Below are 17,505 nucleotides of genomic sequence, written 5' to 3'. Positions count from 1 at the left end.
TGATTTCCACCCACTATCTAAGAATAGCAAAACTTAATGCAAATATAAAGTGAAACTTGTAGAAGCGGCGGGAGTTCTTAACTGGCGTCCCGTTTGTGTTTCCGAGAGCTGCTGTTCTTGAGAAGCAGTTACCTGCTTCTTTCTAAGCGCTCAAGAGCGTTTGCAATCATCTTAGCTTCCACTTCCGTAATCGTTCGAAAGTCAAATACTACTTTTTCTTCTTTTATCCGGGCGACCACAGCAGGAGTTGACTCTCTACGAAGCTTTTCTATCACTACTTGAGCAGGTGTCTCCCCTGTATGCAGATGTACAACAGCGGTAGGTAAAGTCACTTCCGGCATCGTGCCTCCGCCCACCTTCGATATATCTTCTTCTATTGTGACTGTCCATTCAGAAAGCTTTAATAGGTGAAGAAACGACTCTGCTCTTTTTTGTATGGATTGTTTTGTTTCAAGAACACGCCGTGCCGTTGGAATAGCATGTATGCCTTCTTCTCCTTGCAAATATGCTTTCAGTGTTTCTTCTAATGCTGCAAGTGTCATTTTATCTACACGAAGCACTCTGGCAAGCTGGTGTTTTTTTAATCGGTCAATCCATTTCTTTTTACCGGCAATAATTCCTGCTTGAGGTCCTCCAAGTAATTTGTCTCCTGAAAAAGTCACAAGGTCCGCCCCCTGACTTAAAGCCTCTGCTACAGTTGGTTCCTCTCCTATTCCATGCTGCCGGAAATCATAAAGCGCTCCACTCCCAAGGTCTTCATACACAATTAATTCTTCTTTTTCCTGTGCTATATGTACTAATTCCTTTAAAGAAACTTCAGCTGTAAATCCAATTGTTTTAAAATTGCTTGTGTGTACTTTCATTAGCATTGCTGTTTTTTCATTGACAGCATGTCTATAGTCTTTCGGATGGGTTTTATTAGTTGTTCCTACTTCTACTAGTGATGCTCCACTTTCTTCCATAATAGAAGAGACTCTAAAAGAACCTCCAATTTCCACTAGCTGTCCTCTAGAGACTATCACTTCTTTTCCTTCAGCTAATCCTTTTAATACTAAATACACAGCCGCAGCATTATTGTTTACAACCATAGCTGCTTCTGCTCCTGTGCTTTCTATTATTAAATCTTCCAGGATGGAATGCCGGGACCCTCTTTTACCAGAGGATATATCATATTCCAAATTGGTATAAGAACTCGCAGCCATAGCCGCTTTTTTAACGGAAGCCTCACTCATACTCGCGCGGCCAAGATTTGTATGAAGAATAGTGCCAGTAGCATTTATGACACGGCGGAGACGATCTTTTTGAAAATGTTCACTTCTATGAAAGATACGCTTTAAGAGATAAGCCTTCATTTCTTCCGTTGATTCCGCGTTAGGCCCATTTTCTTCTAGAATTGCTTGCCTAAGCTGATCGACTTCTTCTCTGAGCCAGCTCATTACAACCTTTTCTTCTCCAATGTACTCTGCTGCTTGCTGAAAAACAGGATCTTTTTGTAATTCATGAACAGGCGGTATTCTTCTTAGCTTATTGTTCATTATTTATCTCCTTTTCCATAGGGAGAACGCGGTTTAATAGAAAAAAAATAGCCAGAAAAAAGAAGCTGTTTTTTCTGGCTGCTTTTTTCTATTATTTTCCGAGCTTTTCTACAAGTTCTTCTTCATCTGGAAATTCGCCGGTTTCTTTTTTAGAGTAGATCTTATTTCCATTTAAGGAAACTTCAAATACACCGCCGAAACCTGTAATAAGCTGAATAGATTCAATTTCTCCCCGATATTTATCGTATAGTTTGTCCGTGAGACTCACGGCTTTTGGTCCATAGTTTCACTGCATGCAGAATTCAATACTTATTTTCACTATTACCATCCTTTCTTCCTGTAAGCTTCTGTCATTTATTTTAGGTTATTGTTTGTGTTCACGCAAATAAACGCATTATACTAGAAGAGATGAAGGATGTGTGGAGGTGAGGTTATGAGTAAAGAAGAAAAAATTAGACTAACAAGTCTTTCTTCAAAAGCTGGTTGAGGATGTAAAATAGGTCCTGAGGACCTGGCGCAAGTGTTGCGTCATTTACCAGAAAGAGAAAAAGACCCAAACTTAATAATTGGTATGGATACGTCTGATGACGGCGGTGTATATAAGCTAACAGATGAAATCGCACTCGTACAATCGGTTGATTATTTCACCCCAATCGTAGATGATCCTTACATGTTTGGACAAATTGCTGCAGCAAACGCTCTAAGTGATATTTACGCTATGGGAGGTACACCCACAACGGTATTAAATATTGTTGGTTTCCCTATAAAAGAGCTACCAGATGAAATTTTAGCCGGTATGATGAAAGGCTCTTCTGATAAGGTAAAAGAAGCAGGAGCAACAATCGTGGGCGGACATTCGATTGATGACCAGGAACCAAAATTTGGCCTGGCTGCCACCGGCATTGTCCACCCAGAAAAAGTGTGGGCAAACAAAGGGGCAAAGCCTGGGGATGTTTTAGTCCTAACAAAACCACTCGGGGTAGGAATATTAACAACAGCTATCAAGCGACAAGCAGCTACTATGAAACAAGAAGAAGCTGTGACAAAGGTAATGGCGGAGCTGAATAAAACGGCAGCAGAAACATTGTCAGCCTATACTCCTCATGCTGTTACAGACGTCACAGGTTTCGGGCTTCTCGGTCACTCATGTGAAATGGCAGAAGCCAGTCATGTCACATTTTCATTTGATACGGAAACGATCCCGCTTCTTGAAGGCGCAGCTTCTTTAGCTGAGCAAGGAATACTTCCAGGAGGTTCCAAGTCAAACGCTAAATACCTTGAGTCGCACATTGCACGAGAAAGCAATGTCTCTGAATTAATGCAATCTATTCTTTGTGATGCCATTACATCCGGCGGACTTCTTATCGCTATGTCAGTGGACGAAGCTGAGAATTATGTACAAGATATGCATAATAAAGGAGAAACTGATACACAAATTATTGGTCAGGTAACAGAACGAAATACACACGCTATTTATCTAAAGTAACAAAATGATGCTGTCCCATTAGTTTTAACTCTGGGACAGCTAACTTCAAAAAAGAGTTCCTCTGCCATAATTCATGTTTTGTAGTTTGGTCAGTCTGTCTTAATATGTAATCCAAATACATTGGAACAATAAGCTGATGGATGACGGTTGGTATTTTGAATAGTTGTGTAAGTTTTTCGTTCCGCTTTCATTTGATTTTCCATCTTTTTCACCCTCACACTCATTATTTACATATACATCGAGTGATCACATTTATCTTATTTAACTTTAACAGATTCCCCCTTTTAAAATGCAATACATATTCGTTTTCCATTATAATTAGAATTTATCTTTTCACCATTTTTCACCTTAATTTGAGGCACAATACGAAAGCATACACTTTGATTTTTTAGTAAAAAAATTACTAGTACTTAAAACCTGTTCCTTCCACTGACAAACACTCTCCCTTACCTTTCACATACTATGATTCAGAAAGGAGGGATATCTGCATGAATAGTTGGATTTTTTTAATGCTGGCCAGTATTTTGGGGGGGTTGCCTTAATCAGAGTACCTTTAGCAGGCACTTTCCTTGAAGGGCTAGCCCCAGTTACAAATATTATCGGCATTCTTGCTATATTAGTATTTTCTCTTTTTCTTATTTTCAAAGGTTTAATGTTTCTGTTTGGTAAACATTAAATAAGAATGGATGAATAAAGACACTCCACAGCCACATTAGAGCTAAGGAGTGTCCATAATATTTCAAATTGTAAAAACTATGGTCTGAAATGAGAATTTCTATCCCCGTCGTTTTTCATGCAATATTGTTCTTGTCGTTTATTTCTTCTTCTAACGGAAGTTCGTTTGCACAGGCTTTTTTCGCTGCTGAGAAAAAGAGAACGATTACAATAGTTGTTGCAATTGCCGCACCAATGTAAGAAATGTTCATAGGCAGCCCAAATCCAATCGGTGCGTTTAAAATATAGGTTGTCGTAGCCATCGTCATAAATATCCCTGGAACCATGGCAATCCAATAATTTTTCTTAGCAATAAAGAGATACATAGATCCAACCCATAAAGCAATCACAGCTGTAGACTGGTTTGCCCAGCTAAAATAACGCCATAGTAGTTCGAAATCAATATTGGTTAAAACAAATGAAATAGCAAAAAGAGGAAGAGCAATCCATAAACGGCTGCGCATTTTCTTTTGGGGCAATTTAATATAATCTGCAATAATCATTCTTGCACTGCGAAAAGCTGTGTCCCCAGAAGTAATTGGCAAAACAATGACTCCAAGAACAGCTAGTGTTCCTCCCACAGCCCCAAGCATTAAGATAGAAGCTTCACTAACTATGGCTGCTGGTCCTCCATTTGCAAGCAGTTCGTTTAACCCAACAGGTCCATTTAATAAACTCATAGCTGCTGCCGCCCAGATCATAGCGATAATCCCTTCTGCGATCATCATTCCATAGAATATTTTTCGGCCTTGTTTTTCATTTTGCGTAGTACGAGAAATAATCGGTGTTTGTGTTGCATGAAAGCCAGATAAAGCCCCACATGAAATCGTTAAAAACAACAACGGGAAAATCGGTGCATTGTCTGGATGAAGATTTGAAAGCGAAACTTCTGGAATCGGAGCTCCTGTAAACAAGAGCATCCCTCCAACACCGAGTGCACTAATTAGTAGTAAGGCTCCTAAAAAGGGATAAATACGTCCGATAATTTTATCAACTGGCAAAAGAGTTGCGATAATAAAGTAAACAAAGATTGCTGCTAAAATGAGACCCATAGTGGTCCATCCGTCTGATAAACTAAGAAGAAGTTCAGCCGGGGCGGATACAAAAACAGTACCAACTAATATGAGAAGCAAAACAGCAAACGCATTAACGACATGCTTCATCACATTTCCTAAAAACTTACCTGCAAGCTCCGGCAGATGAGCACCACGGTTACGAATCGAGATCATTCCCGTTAAATAATCATGAACGGCTCCAGCGAAAATACAACCAAAGACGATCCATAAAAAAGCAACTGGTCCGTAAAGCGCTCCCATAATAGGTCCAAAAATCGGCCCGACCCCTGCAATGTTAAGCAGTTGAATTAATGAATTCTTTTTTGTATTCATCGGCAGGTAATCAACGTTATCTTGATTGGCGTAAGCGGGAGTGGCTCGTCCTTCATTCACGCCAAACACTTTTTCAACGAACTTACCATATGTGAAATAACCTATAATTAATAAAAGAATGCCGGTTAAAAAGGTATACATGTTTTACTCCTCCTCTTTGCTATGCTGTGAATTCGGTTACAAAGAAGTATAGCTTAACAAACCGTCGTGCAGGGGATATAGGAAGTAACGTGCAAAAAAATAACGTTATCATGTCGTATAATCGCCCCGAAACGCAATGTATGTAACCCTTTTCACAATGAGGAATAATTTATTTTTAAAAAGCAGATCTCGCTAAATACTGAGAACTGCTCAAGACTGATATGAAAACTGCGCTATAACTCCAAACGGGCTCTTAACGCTTTTACATAGTTTCTACTAACCGGCAGCATATCTTTTTGTCCTTTCACCTCAAGCTGGTATGCCCCGTTAAACCAGGGGGTAAGGCGAACTACATAATCTAAATTGACGAGATAGCTTTTATGAATGCGAAAAAAAGAATAAGAGGCCATCCGTGCTTCTAAATCCTTTAATGGGGTTTTGACTTCATACATTGCTTCTTTTGTAATAAGCTTCGATACTTTTTCCTCTCGATAGATGTAAATAATTTGCTTTGGATCCAGGTAAAAAATTTCACCATCGTCCTCCACTGCCAATTTTCCAAGCGATTTATCTGTCGTTGACTCTTTAAGCGATGGCTGCAGAATTTTCTCCAATCTGTTGATGGCCTGTTTTAACTGTTCTTCATCATAAGGCTTTAATAAATAGTCGACGGCTTCATAACGAAAAGCTTCCGCTGCAAATTGTGGGTAAGCGGTAGCAAATACAATGAGCGGTACTTTTTTTAATTCTTCCAGTGATTGAGCTACTTCCATGCCATTCATTTTTGGCATTTCCACATCAAGAAACACAACGTCGGGTTCAAGCTGTAAGGCTTTAACAATAGCATTCTCTCCTGAGTCTGCTTCACCCACAATAGAAATCGAAGAATGCTCACTAATTAAATGTTTTAATTCATCTCGACTATAGCGTTCATCATCTACGATTAGCGCGGTAATGGCTGCTTCCATCTAGCCGTCCTCCTTCATTAGGCAAGAAAAAAGTAATCTCTGTTCCGAGCTGAGGTTTGCTTTCTATTTGGAGGGCTGCTTTTTCTCCAAACATCATCGTCAATCTTCGGTTCACATTATATAGTCCAACTCCTGCTCCCGTCTCTGATACTACCTTTCCTTTGTAAATGTTTTCGATTGTTTTTGCATCCATGCCTTGTCCGTTGTCTTCTACTTTAACTTTTGTTCCCTTTTCACTCTTTTCGATTGTAATGGTTACAAAACAATCTTGATTTTTATTTTTAAGCCCATGTTTGATCGAATTCTCAACGATTGGCTGCAATGTGAGTGGCGGAATATTGGCCTGGAGTCCATTCTCTTCAATACTATAGGAAATGTTCAGCTTATCTACAAAACGTGCTTCTTCTATCGCTAGATATGCTTTTACATGCTGAAGCTCTTGCGCTAGCGATATCATATCAACTGTTGTACCGGTTAAGTTTTGGCGTAAAAAATGTGAGAGGGAGACAAGAAGTTGCCGAGCTTGTTTAGGATCAATCCGAATGAGAGAAATAATGGTGTTGAGCGAGTTAAAAAGAAAATGCGGACTAATCTGTGCTTGTAAAGCTTTTATTTCCGCTTCCTTTGCCAACTGATATGCTTTCTCTGCTTGGGCCACTTCAAGTTGATGACTCAAAAGATTACTTAACCCTGAAATTAATTCTTTAATAACACTTGTGATCTCTTTTTCTGAGTGAAAATAAACCTTTAACGTTCCAATAGTTTCTCCGCGCTGTTTTAATGGAGCAATCACCGCCGCATCAAGGGGACAATTTTCATTCACACAGTGTATCGATTGATCACTTGCCACGACAACTTTCCCCTTTTTTAACACGTCTTTGGTTATGTCCGTTTGGATGGGACTGTTTGTACGATGATGGGAGCTCCCTTCCCCAATATGAGCTAAAATATGGGTATCGTTTGTTATGGCCACTGCACTGGAGGTCATTTCATTATATAAGATACGGCAAACTTGTTGAGCTGACGTTATTGTCATCCCATGGCGAAGGTAGGCTAGAGTTTGATCTGTAATTCGTAATGTTTTTTGCGCTTGCAGCGCTCCTGCTTTTTCTTCTTCATTCATTACATTTTTAATCACCAATAGAAACAGAGCCGATCCTAGCCCATTCGCTATGATCATCGGAATTCCAATCGATTCCACTAATGTGACAGCTGCTTCGAACGGCCTTGACAGTGTTAAAATAATTAGCATTTGAACTGCTTCAGCAAAGCCTCCAACAAAAAAAGCTGTTTTTAGTTTTACATGATGATTACGTTTGTGCACAGCCCCTGCAATCAACCCCGCAACAATGGAAGCTACTCCGCAAGAGAAGCCGGTGAAACCGCCAAGAGTAAAACGATGAACACCGGCGATAAGACCTGCCCCAACTCCAACCTTATAACCTCCAAGTATTCCGGCTAGAACAACACCAATTACGCGGGAATTAGCAATTGCTTCATCGGCAGCAAGTTCAGCTGTCCACCGGTTAAATTGAAGAGATTCCGTATTAAAGGTTAAGCCGGAATAGGTGCCGATAATACCAAAAAATCCAAAAAATAAAATGGCTATGTATTGCTGTTTTCGGTTTAACTGATCTTGATAAAACATGCCTCTAAAAAAAGGAAACCGAGTGAGGATGAACGCAATCGTTACAATAATTCCTAAACGTTCGAGCATCGTTAACAATAAGTCAAACATACCTATACCCCTTTTGGATGACTGCCACCGTTATAGCTTTTCTCCCATGGTTTATTGTATCAACTTTACTTAAATAAATCATAAAAAAACTCGAGATACTAGCATCCCGAGTTTACATCATGCGTATGTTTTTAGGCTATGCTTGCAGAGCTTTTCCGTAAATGGTTTCTAAATTCATGGGGTCTAATTCTTCAGGTGAGCCATCAAAAATGACTTCTCCATGTGATAAGCCGATCACACGAGTAGCGAACGCTTTGGCTAGAGTGACATCATGGACGTTAATAATCGTAGTAAGGTTATTCTGGTCATGAACGCCACTTAATAGCTGAAAGATGGAGCGGGCGGTACCTGGGTCAAGGCTTGCCACTGGCTCATCTCCTAAAAAGACTTCCGGTTCCTGCATTAACGCACGTGCCACACCTACTCGTTGTTTTTGTCCGCCGCTAAGCCATTCTACCCTGCGATCTGCCATTTGTTCTAAGCCTACGTGATATAATATTTCTTTTGCTTTAACCTTTTCTTCCTGGGAAAACACCCCTGCAAACGTCGTAAAGGCTTTTTTCTTCCCAAACAAACCTGTGAGGATATTCTGTTCAACGGTAAGCCGGGGAATAAGGTGAAAATGTTGGAATATCATCCCCGTCCGGCTTCTCCATTCCCGTCTTTTCAGCTCTGGCAAGGCAGCAAGATCCTTGCCATCTATTATTACTTGGCCTTCTGTCACTGGTTGAAGCGCATTTATGGTTCGAATCATAGTAGATTTTCCTGCTCCGCTCGGCCCAAGCACACAAATAAACTCCCCTGATTTGAAGGCAAGATTAATATTTTTTAGCGCAGGATCCTTTGCTTTGGGATAGAAAACCGAAACATTTTTTAATTCGATCATTTTTTCACCTCTTTTATTCCCACGGTTAAATTACCTTTTTACGTACAAAAGCTCCAAATAAATCCACTGCTATGACTAAAATCATGATTAAGATGACTTCTACAGTTACAGCGGTATAGTTAAAGCTGTTAAAGTCATTAATCAACTTTTGTCCAATACCGCCCCCGCCTATAAAACCAAGAATCAGAGAGGTGCGAATAGCTACCTCAAACCTGTAAAAATAATGAGACAGGACATTGGGCCAAATTTGTGGAAGAATCGAAAATAAATTGCCAATACGCCGACCTGCTCCTACAGACTCCATTGCTTCCTGAGGTCCAGCATCCGCTGCTTCAATAAGCTCTGATATTAATTTGCCCAAAACCCCAACATTATGCAGTAAAATAGCCATTACTGCTGGAAAAGGCCCCAGTCCTAAAACGACTACAAACACCAGCCCAAAGACGATTTCCGGAATCGAACGGAGGATGGAAAGGAAAAACCGGTTAAAGTAATAAAGAAATCGGTTAGCCGTCGTATTTTTAGCAGCTGCAAAGCTAAGAGGCAAAGCAATGAGCAATGCAATAAAGGTACCTAGAAATGCCACTGCGAGAGTTACAAGTATGGGGTCGATTAGACTCGGCAATATATCCCAATTTGCCGGCAAAAACCGGTCATTTATAAAAAAATAAGCATTGCTGAATTCTTCAAAATTATCCCATTCAAATTCTGTTTTCCCCATGCTCCACCACGTAAATAGAGCTAACAGCCCTGCATATACCCAGGCTCTTTTCCGAAACCAGCTCATTGCCTATACTCCTTTACTTCACAGATCAGGCTTTTAATCCTCAATGCTTTCCATATTCAGCATACCGAAATCTTCTGCTGCTTTTAAAATACTTTCATAATTACTGTGATCTGTTTCTACAAACGACGAAGCACCACCGAATATTTCAAGTATTTCTTCATCTTCTATACTAGTAAACGCATCCTGCAATGCTTGCTTAGTGTCCTCATCCATATCACTTCGAACAGCCCAAGGATACTGATAAAGCTGCTCTGATTCCCAGATTGTCTTTAATTGACTATCATCAATCACGCCGTCGTCTACAAGCTCGTTGTAAATAGCGCTGTCAATTGCCCCTGCGTCTACTTCCTGGCTTTCAAGGGCACTAGCCGTAACATCATGAGAGCCTGTATAACGAACCGATGCAAACTTATGTTCTTCTTCGGATTCAAATACACCCCTGTCCCTCAATTCCAGTCCAGGAATTAAGGAACCAGACGTGGAAGAAATGCTTCCAAATGCAAAATCAACCTCTTCTGCATCTTCCAGCATTTCATCTAAATTGTCCCAGGGCTGGTCTACATGAGTGAGGATATAAGAATAATAATAAGGTTCACCGTCGATTTCCTGCGTTAATATAGCTTCGGCCCCGCTTTCCTCATGAGCAACTACATAAGTTAGCGGTCCGAGATAAGCCATATCAATATGTCCGTAGTTTAAAGCTTCGACAACAGCATTATAATTTGGATAATGCTCTACCTCTATTTCTTGGTCCATGCTTTCATTTAAGGTGTCTTCCAGTTTAGTTAAGCCATCTTCCATTTCCCCAGAAGATTGAGCTGGAATGACAGCAATTTCTAATGACTCCTCAGCATCGCTGCCGCTTTCATTTTCTTCTCTATTATCTTCTTCCCCGCCGCAGGCTCCAGTGACGAGCAAAGAACTTACTGCAATGGCACCCATCCACTTTTTCACTTGAACTCCTCCCCTTTTTTCTTTTATGTAATAATTATTATTCCAAATTGGAATAATCTTGCGTTATAAAGCTAGCACTGTTTATGATCAATGTAAAGGATTTAGCCTTATAAAAGGAGAAAATTATGAACGAAAAACAATTAGAGGTTTTTATAGAGCTAGCGGCCTGTCGCAGTTTTTCACAAACCGCATACCAACTGGGGGTCTCACAGTCTACCGTAACCAAGCAGTTGAAAAGTTTGGAACAAGAGCTTGGCAGTCAATTAATAAACCGGCAAACCACCGCTTTAACAGAAGAAGGACAATTAGTGCATGAAAAAGCTAAAAAAATGATGGATGAATGGAAAAACCTCCGCACACTCTGCAAAAAGCGCAGCCAAAAGTACACACAAACCTTACGGATCGGAGCAAGTACAACTCCAGGTACTTATTTTTTGCCGTCTTTATGTAAAGAATGTCATGAGCGGTTTCCACATTTGCGCTTGAACCTTTACATAGATGATTCTAACAGTGTGTTAACCTTGCTTACTGAAAATAAAATAGATATTGCTGTGGTTGGTACGAAAACATCCTCATCTGCTTTTCATTCCTATCCGCTTTTAAAAGACCGTCTCGCTATTATTGGTCCTCCAGGTGTCCAATCAAAACCGGTTACGAGTTTTTCTGAACTGCAGTCTTTTGCTTTCGTGAAAAGAAAGCAAGGATCCGGTACGTATCAAGCCGTTGAGAGTGCTTTGAATGACTGGGATGGAACTCTTGCAGAATTAGAAACAGCAGCTGTCGTACCGAATACAGAAGGATTGCTTTCTCTTGTAGAAGCGGGGATAGGTTATGGGTTTCTATCTGAATTTGCTCTTTCTTCTTCTCAAGCAAGAGGGTGCGTGTTTAAAGGATTTTTACCAAATGAAAGAGATTTTTATGTTACTTATTCTAAAAGTGCTGAGACTAAAGAAACGGTGGCCGCTTTCAAAAGGACAGCCGATATTTGGAAAGTAAACAATAGCCAGACCTAATAAAATTACTTGCATATTTGTTGAAGTATTTTTTTATACAACCTTATATATTTATCAGCTTCCTCCTCTGGATGATGGTGGGTAAAAACATAATCACGCGCCTGCTCTGATAATCTCTTATATAAGTTCTGATGCGAAAACAACTGGTAGAACAACTTGAAAAATTCTTCCGGGGAGGAAAACAAATAGCCGTTATAACTGTGCTTTATGACACTCTGATTACCTGGGTTGTTTCTTGCTAATACAGGCACCCCTTCACTCATCCCTTCTAAAAGGCTGACTGGCTGCCCTTCTGATTGAGATGTGTTTATGACTGCATCGGCCCAATCATATAAAGCGTGCATTTCTTCCTGCTCTACAGGTGGAAGATAAGTAAACCAAGGACGCTGCTTTGCTGCCCGGATCACCTGCATTTCGACATCTTCATCCAAAGCTTCTCCAATGAGTACAAATTCAAGATTACAAAAAATTTGTTTTAGTTCATCAAGCTCTTTGAGGACATACAATACATCTTTTACTGGCCTAAGACCAGCCGGAAGTAATATATTTGGGCTGCCGGCTGGAAGAGAAAATTGTACTTCTTTGTTGGTTATTGGCAGTGGTACCGCTTGCGGAATAACCTGTACTTTTTCACTGAACTGCGGAAAATGACGCAGCACTTTTTCTTTACCATCCTTAGTAAATACTGTTAAAGCATCAGCTTTCTCTAAAAGCTTCTGCATTCTGTTCTTTTTATGTTTTTCTTTTAAATCAACATTAATATCTGTTCCGCCTGTTGTAATAATGAACGGTTTTTGAATAGATATTCCCGTCGAGGAAAGCCATTCAGCTGTCCGTCTTACATGAAGGGCATGAACTATATCTACTTGAGCCAAATATCCCTCTATCGAGCCTGCTTCCTCATCAAAAGCAAAGACGTTTACTTTGAGACCAGCTTTCTTTAAATATTCCTGCATGCGTTTCGCTGTTGTAGCATTTCCGCGTTTAGAGGAAAAATACGGCGTCAAATATAATATGTTTAACGTTTTTTTTTCTTTCATGTTAGTCACGCCACACTCTTTCCTGATCTATTCTTTTTGTAATTGCTGCATGGTCCATCCATTCCAGCAGGGGTACCAGGTATTTTCTAGTTACACCCAGCACTTCTTTTGCCTGTTGAAGGGTAAATGAATCGGGATGGATAGCACGCAGTTGTTCTGCAGCTGCATGAATCTGCTTTATATCCCATATATGTTTTTCATCCATTGACGCTGCTTTTTCAGCTTGCAGCAAAGACCATCTTAGTTCCTCGGAAAGATCTTTGGGTATGCCTTGCTCTTTAGCATATTCAGTCCAAGGTTTCACAGCAATGCCGTCATTTCTCCACGTTTCCAACAATTGCTTCATTCGTTTTTCCCAGCCTTTTGGGTAAGTTGGTGAAAAGGAAAAAAGAGATACATACTGTTTTATTTTCTTTATTTTTTCTTGTTTCTCTGCTTCTTCTAAAAATCGGTCATTTAACTCTTTTGGCAGCACACCTGTTTTTACAGCTTCTAATTCTTCTTTATTCTTACCGAACCTCAAAGGATAAGCATCGTGATAATCTGCTAATTCATCTATTAGATGTTCTTTAAACTGTTCATACTCCTCTATCAAGACGAGTTTCTTATTGGAAGTCTCCCAAATGGTGCTTTCGTCTATTAATTGCTGTACCAGTTCATCCGCATCTTCTTTCGTTAGGCCTGCTTGTTTTGCAACTTCTTCTCTTGTCAGCCATTTCTCTTCATGAAGAGCTGTTTTTATGTGTTCTTCAGGAGTACCTTGTAGTTCGTTTTCTAGACGCTTTACCGACTTTTCACCAAATGGAAGACGTTCCCCGTGAGGATTAATAACCCAGCCCCCTCCTATTGTCTCTACCGGTGAAGGGCGGCGTAAAATAAACCGGTCTTCTCGTTTTGTAACAACTGGCTCTTCTAATCTTAATTGACAAACGACTTTATGCTCTCCTGGCTCTAGGAGATTACGGTCAAAAAACACAATTCTTCCATACACTTCTGCCGTGCCAAGATGTAGTTTAATATGGCCGCGCTGTTTTAAAGCATATAAAAATTCTTTCGAAGTGAATAACACAATATGAATAATCTGTGTCGTAACATAATGTTCAGCAGAAACTGCCACATCTCCGCGCTTTATTTCTTCTTTTGAAACCCCACTTAGATTCATTGCAAGCCGCTGCCCGGCTACTCCTTTTGAAACCTGGTTTCCGTGAATTTGTAGCTGTCTAATTTTTGTATGCTTTCGTGAAGGCAGAATCTGCACTGTTTCCCCATCACGGATGGTCCCTTCATATACGGTGCCGCGAACGACAGTACCTTGTCCGTGAACCGTAAACACCTGGTCAATGGGCAGCCGGAAAGCATCTTTTTCATTTCGCACCGGCACCGTTGCAAGCATTTTAATTAAATGTTTGCGTACCTCTTCCACTCCGCGTCCAGATACACTATCGACAAACACCATATCTGCGCGTTCAAACGGTGTGCCTTTTACTTCTTCTCGAATATCTTCCCCAGCAAGCTCCAGTAAATCATCATCTACTTTATCCGCCTTTGTTACGGCAATAAGGCCGCCTTTTACATCAAGCAAAGATAAAATGTCCAGATGCTCTTTCGTTTGCGGCATGACCCCTTCATCCGCTGCCACTGTCAGGACTACAGCATCAATTCCTGCTACTCCGGCAATCATTTGACGAATAAAGCGCTCATGGCCTGGTACATCTATTATGGAAACATCCATCTCCTCTGTTAATTGTAAAGGAGCAAAACCTGGTTCAATTGAGATATTGCGCTCTTTTTCTTCTTTTAAACGGTCGGTATCTATTTGCGTTAACGCTTTGGTGAGCGTTGTCTTCCCGTGATCAATATGACCAGCCATTCCTATTGTAAACATCCGTTTTCCCATTTAACTTCCCGCCTTTATGCTCGATCGTATGTACAATAATTATGTGTACATCTTACTATAGGTAAGCAAGGATTGAAAATAATTCTATCTGATTGCAATGTAACGGCAGAGCGGGTAAAATACATCTCGTAAAAGAATATGGGGCCGGTTGCGATGCTGGTGCACGCCGAGGTCTTCAAAACCTTCAGGGAGGCGCGTGCCGTCTCCGCTGGGTTCGATTCCCAGACGGTCCCGCCAAATATTAGTTTAATCTTCGAACACAAACGGCATTCAGTCGATACATATCTTTCTTAACTTGGAATTAGAATCTAAAAAAAGCGATAAAGCTATGGTTATGGCTTTATCGCTTTTTTTATCTGCTGTAAAATGAATAAACCTTAGTGCTGCTTTGAGTCAAAAGGGTTTAGAAATTTATTCATAACTTTCAGGTCCTTTTTGAAGCTTTTCGGTGAGTGCTCTAATTTTTTGCTGATATTCCTGAGTCAGCTCTTTTGCTCCTTCAAAAATTAATCCGGAGTAATAAGAGAAAGGAGCAATATCTGCGTCAGATTTTTCCACCACACTGTATGTTTTAGCTTCAATCCATTCTTTCGTATCTAATAACTGTACTTCTGTTTCAATTCGTTCATAAAAATGAGGATGACCTTCTCTATTATCCAATCCTTTAAAGTCAGGAACTTCGAATAAAATGCCTTCAACTTCATTTCCCGGGTCTGGAATGATGTCTGCTACTCCGCCTTTCCGAGACTTCGAATAAGCACGATAGCCAAAACGATAATCTTTAAGTACAGCTGCTCCTATAGGTCTGGCATATACTGTTCTTTTAATATCTTTAACATTCATGCACGAACCGTAAGCAAAATAATACACGTTAATAATCCTCCAATAGCTGATTTTTCCTTCTAATGATGGAAAATGGTTATTTTCGTATTATAACAAATAGCGAGCAAAGAACAACAATCTCTTTTAATTCCAACGCAATAATTTGCAGCAGTCAATATCCTCTATTTGAGATTTAAATTCCATCCGAATTCTTTTAAAGCGGAAAGTTTATCCACTACCATAGCTGCCTCATTCTAAAGCTACTTTATTTGATGTGCTGATTGATACAAAAGATCAGGGTCAACCGGTTCTTTAGGGATTATAGTAGTAAATAGAAGCATAATTCAAATAATTACGAAAAATCAATATATCAGCAGTATCCTCCTCAAAGATGTAGTACTGTCAAATATATGACCCATCTTTTGTTTCAGTTACACAACTGCTAGAATGTTTTACTGCATTCCACCATTTGTCATTTTCTAACAGCACAATCGTTATGATTTTTTTGCTTTTCGTTTATATTCGATTATTTTTTTATATTGCGTTTGATCTTTTAAGCCTTTGAAGCCGGCTATTAATGGCCATCGATTTAACTCAAAAATATAAAGCGAACCATTTTCTTTCATACCAATATCTACGCCAAATATTCGTTGATTAGGAAAAGAACGCCCTAAAGTAACAGCAGCCAAGTGAGCAGTGTCCTTTACTTCTTTCACCTTAGAAACTTTTACTTCTTCATTGATATTCAATTTATTCATCGCTTCTTGTAATGGCAGCACAATTCCATGGCGCCGCTTGTTTGTTACTTTGTAACCTTTACCTGCTTTTCTCGCAATGATACCATTCACTACCCAATTATCCTTACGTGAGAGCCGCTGTATAATAATCCTGAAATCAAAACGCTTTCCATCGATTCTTGCAAGATCAATCTCTTCTTGAATAATGAATTTTCTCTTCCTTGTAAATTGACTAAGATAGTTGAAAACATCTTTTCTTGTCTTAAAAACCTTTTTTATTTTGTTAATATGAACAACATATTTTTTCTTTGTTTTGTTTACAAAGTATATTCTTTGGCCCTGCCGTCCATTTCTTGGTTTCACTACTAAAGATCGATATTTTTTCAACATCCTATAAAAATTTTGTTTGCTCCACCTCACTGTATAAGGAAGGTATGATTGAAGTGCTTTGTTTTCTTTCAGGGCTAAATACATTTTATATTTATTTCTTCCTTTTAATCTTTTTACCACCCTATCATCACTCTTTCTTTTTATATTTTCAGTTATAAAAACACAGCAAAGAAACGAAACAAGGATTAACCTCCTTTTCTAAACCTTTTTATCATTTTTTGGTGTTTTTTGGTAAATCCTTTTAGTAAAGGTTTACGGTTAATTTCAAAAATGTGAAGGGATTCATCATTCATCATTCCGATATCTATCCCGTAAAGACGTTTTTTAGGATAATAAGCATTTAATGCCTTTGCCGCCGTAACCGATACGTATTTAATGTGCTCTATCAACTGCTCCATTTTGTCTCCAGGAACAGCCCTTTTTTCCATTGCCTCTTTAAAAGTCAAAAGATGACCGCCCTTGCTGGCATTTGTTACCATTCTTCCTTTCCCAGCAACCCTTACTTTGTAAGCCGTGGCCGTCCATGGAGATGATAATGTTTTCCTTTGAATGATTACCCGAAAATCAAAAGGTCGTCCGTCTATTTTTGCTATATCAATTCGTTTTTGAATAATATTGGCAACATCTTTTAACGTTTTCTTCATAAATTTATAAGCTTCTTGACGTGTTGAAAAGTAATTTTTTTTTTCATATATTTGGATTTCATAACCCGAATCTATCTTTGAAATAAAATAAATATCATTCGCCTTTAAACCTTTATTTGGCTTCACTACGATAGATTGATATTTAGATAACATATACTCGAAATTGTTTTTACTCCACTTTTTTGTAGGAACAAGATAAGGCCGGAGCTTTTTATTTTTTTTCAAAGCAAGGTATAACTTCCATTTATTTCTGCCTTTTATTTTCATTTCTTTTCTCCCTCCTTCTATGAGTTCTGCTGTAAATATCTATTTAGTTTATTCAAAGTACAAAAGATAGTAAGGGTATATACATTGTTTAAGGGAAA

At 39.4% G+C, this 17,505-nt stretch carries 14 protein-coding genes, 1 tRNA gene and 1 pseudogene; 3 read left to right on the top strand and 13 right to left on the bottom strand.

The features are described 5' to 3' along the window. Nucleotides 1-128 precede the first annotated feature (128 nt). Nucleotides 129-1,535 (bottom strand): L-seryl-tRNA(Sec) selenium transferase, encoded by a 1,407-nt coding sequence (gene selA / locus ACE1TI_RS10155; RefSeq protein ID WP_375007463.1) that lies wholly within the window; start codon nucleotides 1,533-1,535, stop codon nucleotides 129-131. Between the two features lie 91 nt (nucleotides 1,536-1,626). Continuing rightward, nucleotides 1,627-1,809 (bottom strand): annotated as a pseudogene (locus tag ACE1TI_RS10150) (Rdx family protein); the annotation flags it as partial. Nucleotides 1,810-1,968: 159 nt separating this feature from the next. Between ACE1TI_RS10150 and selD the strand changes: the two are divergent. Then, nucleotides 1,969-3,021 carry a selenide, water dikinase SelD gene (gene selD, locus ACE1TI_RS10145; RefSeq protein WP_375007462.1) on the top strand — a complete coding sequence of 351 codons (1,053 nt, stop codon included), beginning with the start codon at nucleotides 1,969-1,971 and terminating at the stop codon, nucleotides 3,019-3,021. A 791-nt stretch (nucleotides 3,022-3,812) separates the two neighbouring features. Here the strand turns inward: selD and ACE1TI_RS10140 are convergent. The 6 genes from ACE1TI_RS10140 to phnD all read right to left on the bottom strand — a co-directional run bounded on the left by ACE1TI_RS10140 (nucleotide 3,813) and on the right by phnD (nucleotide 10,597). Next, nucleotides 3,813-5,264, bottom strand: a complete 1,452-nt coding sequence (locus ACE1TI_RS10140) for a carbon starvation CstA family protein (RefSeq protein ID WP_375007461.1) — start codon at nucleotides 5,262-5,264, stop codon at nucleotides 3,813-3,815. 233 nt (nucleotides 5,265-5,497) lie between these two features. After that, nucleotides 5,498-6,232 (bottom strand): LytR/AlgR family response regulator transcription factor, encoded by a 735-nt coding sequence (locus ACE1TI_RS10135; protein WP_375007460.1) that lies wholly within the window; start codon nucleotides 6,230-6,232, stop codon nucleotides 5,498-5,500. Further along, the gene (locus ACE1TI_RS10130; RefSeq protein ID WP_375007459.1) at nucleotides 6,198-7,970 is read right to left on the bottom strand and encodes a LytS/YhcK type 5TM receptor domain-containing protein; all 1,773 of its coding nucleotides are present in this window, start codon (nucleotides 7,968-7,970) and stop codon (nucleotides 6,198-6,200) included. The genes ACE1TI_RS10135 and ACE1TI_RS10130 overlap by 35 nt, the downstream gene beginning before the upstream one ends. 136 nt (nucleotides 7,971-8,106) lie before the next feature. After that, on the bottom strand, nucleotides 8,107-8,856 hold the full coding sequence (gene phnC, locus ACE1TI_RS10125; RefSeq protein WP_375007458.1) for a phosphonate ABC transporter ATP-binding protein: 750 nt from the start codon (nucleotides 8,854-8,856) through the stop codon (nucleotides 8,107-8,109). A gap of 25 nt (nucleotides 8,857-8,881) precedes the next feature. Beyond that, nucleotides 8,882-9,643, bottom strand: coding sequence for a phosphonate ABC transporter, permease protein PhnE (phnE, locus tag ACE1TI_RS10120; RefSeq protein WP_375007457.1), 762 nt, complete (start codon nucleotides 9,641-9,643; stop codon nucleotides 8,882-8,884). 33 nt (nucleotides 9,644-9,676) lie between these two features. Further along, entirely contained in the window at nucleotides 9,677-10,597 is a 921-nt protein-coding gene (phnD, locus tag ACE1TI_RS10115; RefSeq protein WP_375007456.1) for a phosphate/phosphite/phosphonate ABC transporter substrate-binding protein, read from the bottom strand. Nucleotides 10,598-10,722: 125 nt separating this feature from the next. Between phnD and ACE1TI_RS10110 the strand changes: the two genes are divergently transcribed. Next, nucleotides 10,723-11,610: a selenium metabolism-associated LysR family transcriptional regulator gene (locus ACE1TI_RS10110; RefSeq protein WP_375007455.1), complete on the top strand. Its 888-nt coding sequence runs from the start codon at nucleotides 10,723-10,725 to the stop codon at nucleotides 11,608-11,610. Between the two features lie 5 nt (nucleotides 11,611-11,615). Here ACE1TI_RS10110 and ACE1TI_RS10105 read toward each other — a convergent pair whose 3' ends face one another. Continuing rightward, nucleotides 11,616-12,650 carry a glycosyltransferase gene (locus ACE1TI_RS10105; RefSeq protein WP_375007454.1) on the bottom strand — a complete coding sequence of 345 codons (1,035 nt, stop codon included), beginning with the start codon at nucleotides 12,648-12,650 and terminating at the stop codon, nucleotides 11,616-11,618. 1 nt (nucleotide 12,651) lies between these two features. Then, a complete protein-coding gene (gene selB, locus ACE1TI_RS10100) occupies nucleotides 12,652-14,547 on the bottom strand; it encodes a selenocysteine-specific translation elongation factor (protein ID WP_375007453.1) in 1,896 nt (631 codons plus the stop codon). A 140-nt stretch (nucleotides 14,548-14,687) separates the two neighbouring features. On the opposite strand from selB, the gene ACE1TI_RS10095 reads away from it, so the two are divergent. Further along, a tRNA-Sec gene (locus ACE1TI_RS10095) sits at nucleotides 14,688-14,784 on the top strand. Between the two features lie 174 nt (nucleotides 14,785-14,958). Here ACE1TI_RS10095 and ACE1TI_RS10090 read toward each other — a convergent pair. The 3 genes from ACE1TI_RS10090 to ACE1TI_RS10080 form a co-directional block, all read right to left on the bottom strand. Further along, a complete protein-coding gene (locus ACE1TI_RS10090) occupies nucleotides 14,959-15,417 on the bottom strand; it encodes a gamma-glutamylcyclotransferase family protein (protein ID WP_375007452.1) in 459 nt (152 codons plus the stop codon). 446 nt (nucleotides 15,418-15,863) lie between these two features. After that, nucleotides 15,864-16,616, bottom strand: coding sequence for a YheC/YheD family protein (locus tag ACE1TI_RS10085; protein ID WP_375007451.1), 753 nt, complete (start codon nucleotides 16,614-16,616; stop codon nucleotides 15,864-15,866). Between the two features lie 65 nt (nucleotides 16,617-16,681). Further along, nucleotides 16,682-17,407 (bottom strand): YheC/YheD family protein, encoded by a 726-nt coding sequence (locus tag ACE1TI_RS10080; protein WP_375007450.1) that lies wholly within the window; start codon nucleotides 17,405-17,407, stop codon nucleotides 16,682-16,684. Between the last annotated feature and the right edge of the window lie 98 nt (nucleotides 17,408-17,505).

Origin of the sequence: Alteribacillus sp. JSM 102045 (assembly GCF_041949975.1) — a bacterium.
Taxonomy (GTDB): Bacteria; Bacillota; Bacilli; order Bacillales; family Marinococcaceae; genus Alteribacillus.
The sequence above is the reverse complement of the archived record's forward strand: the minus strand, read 5'-3'. Positions and strand labels throughout refer to the sequence as shown.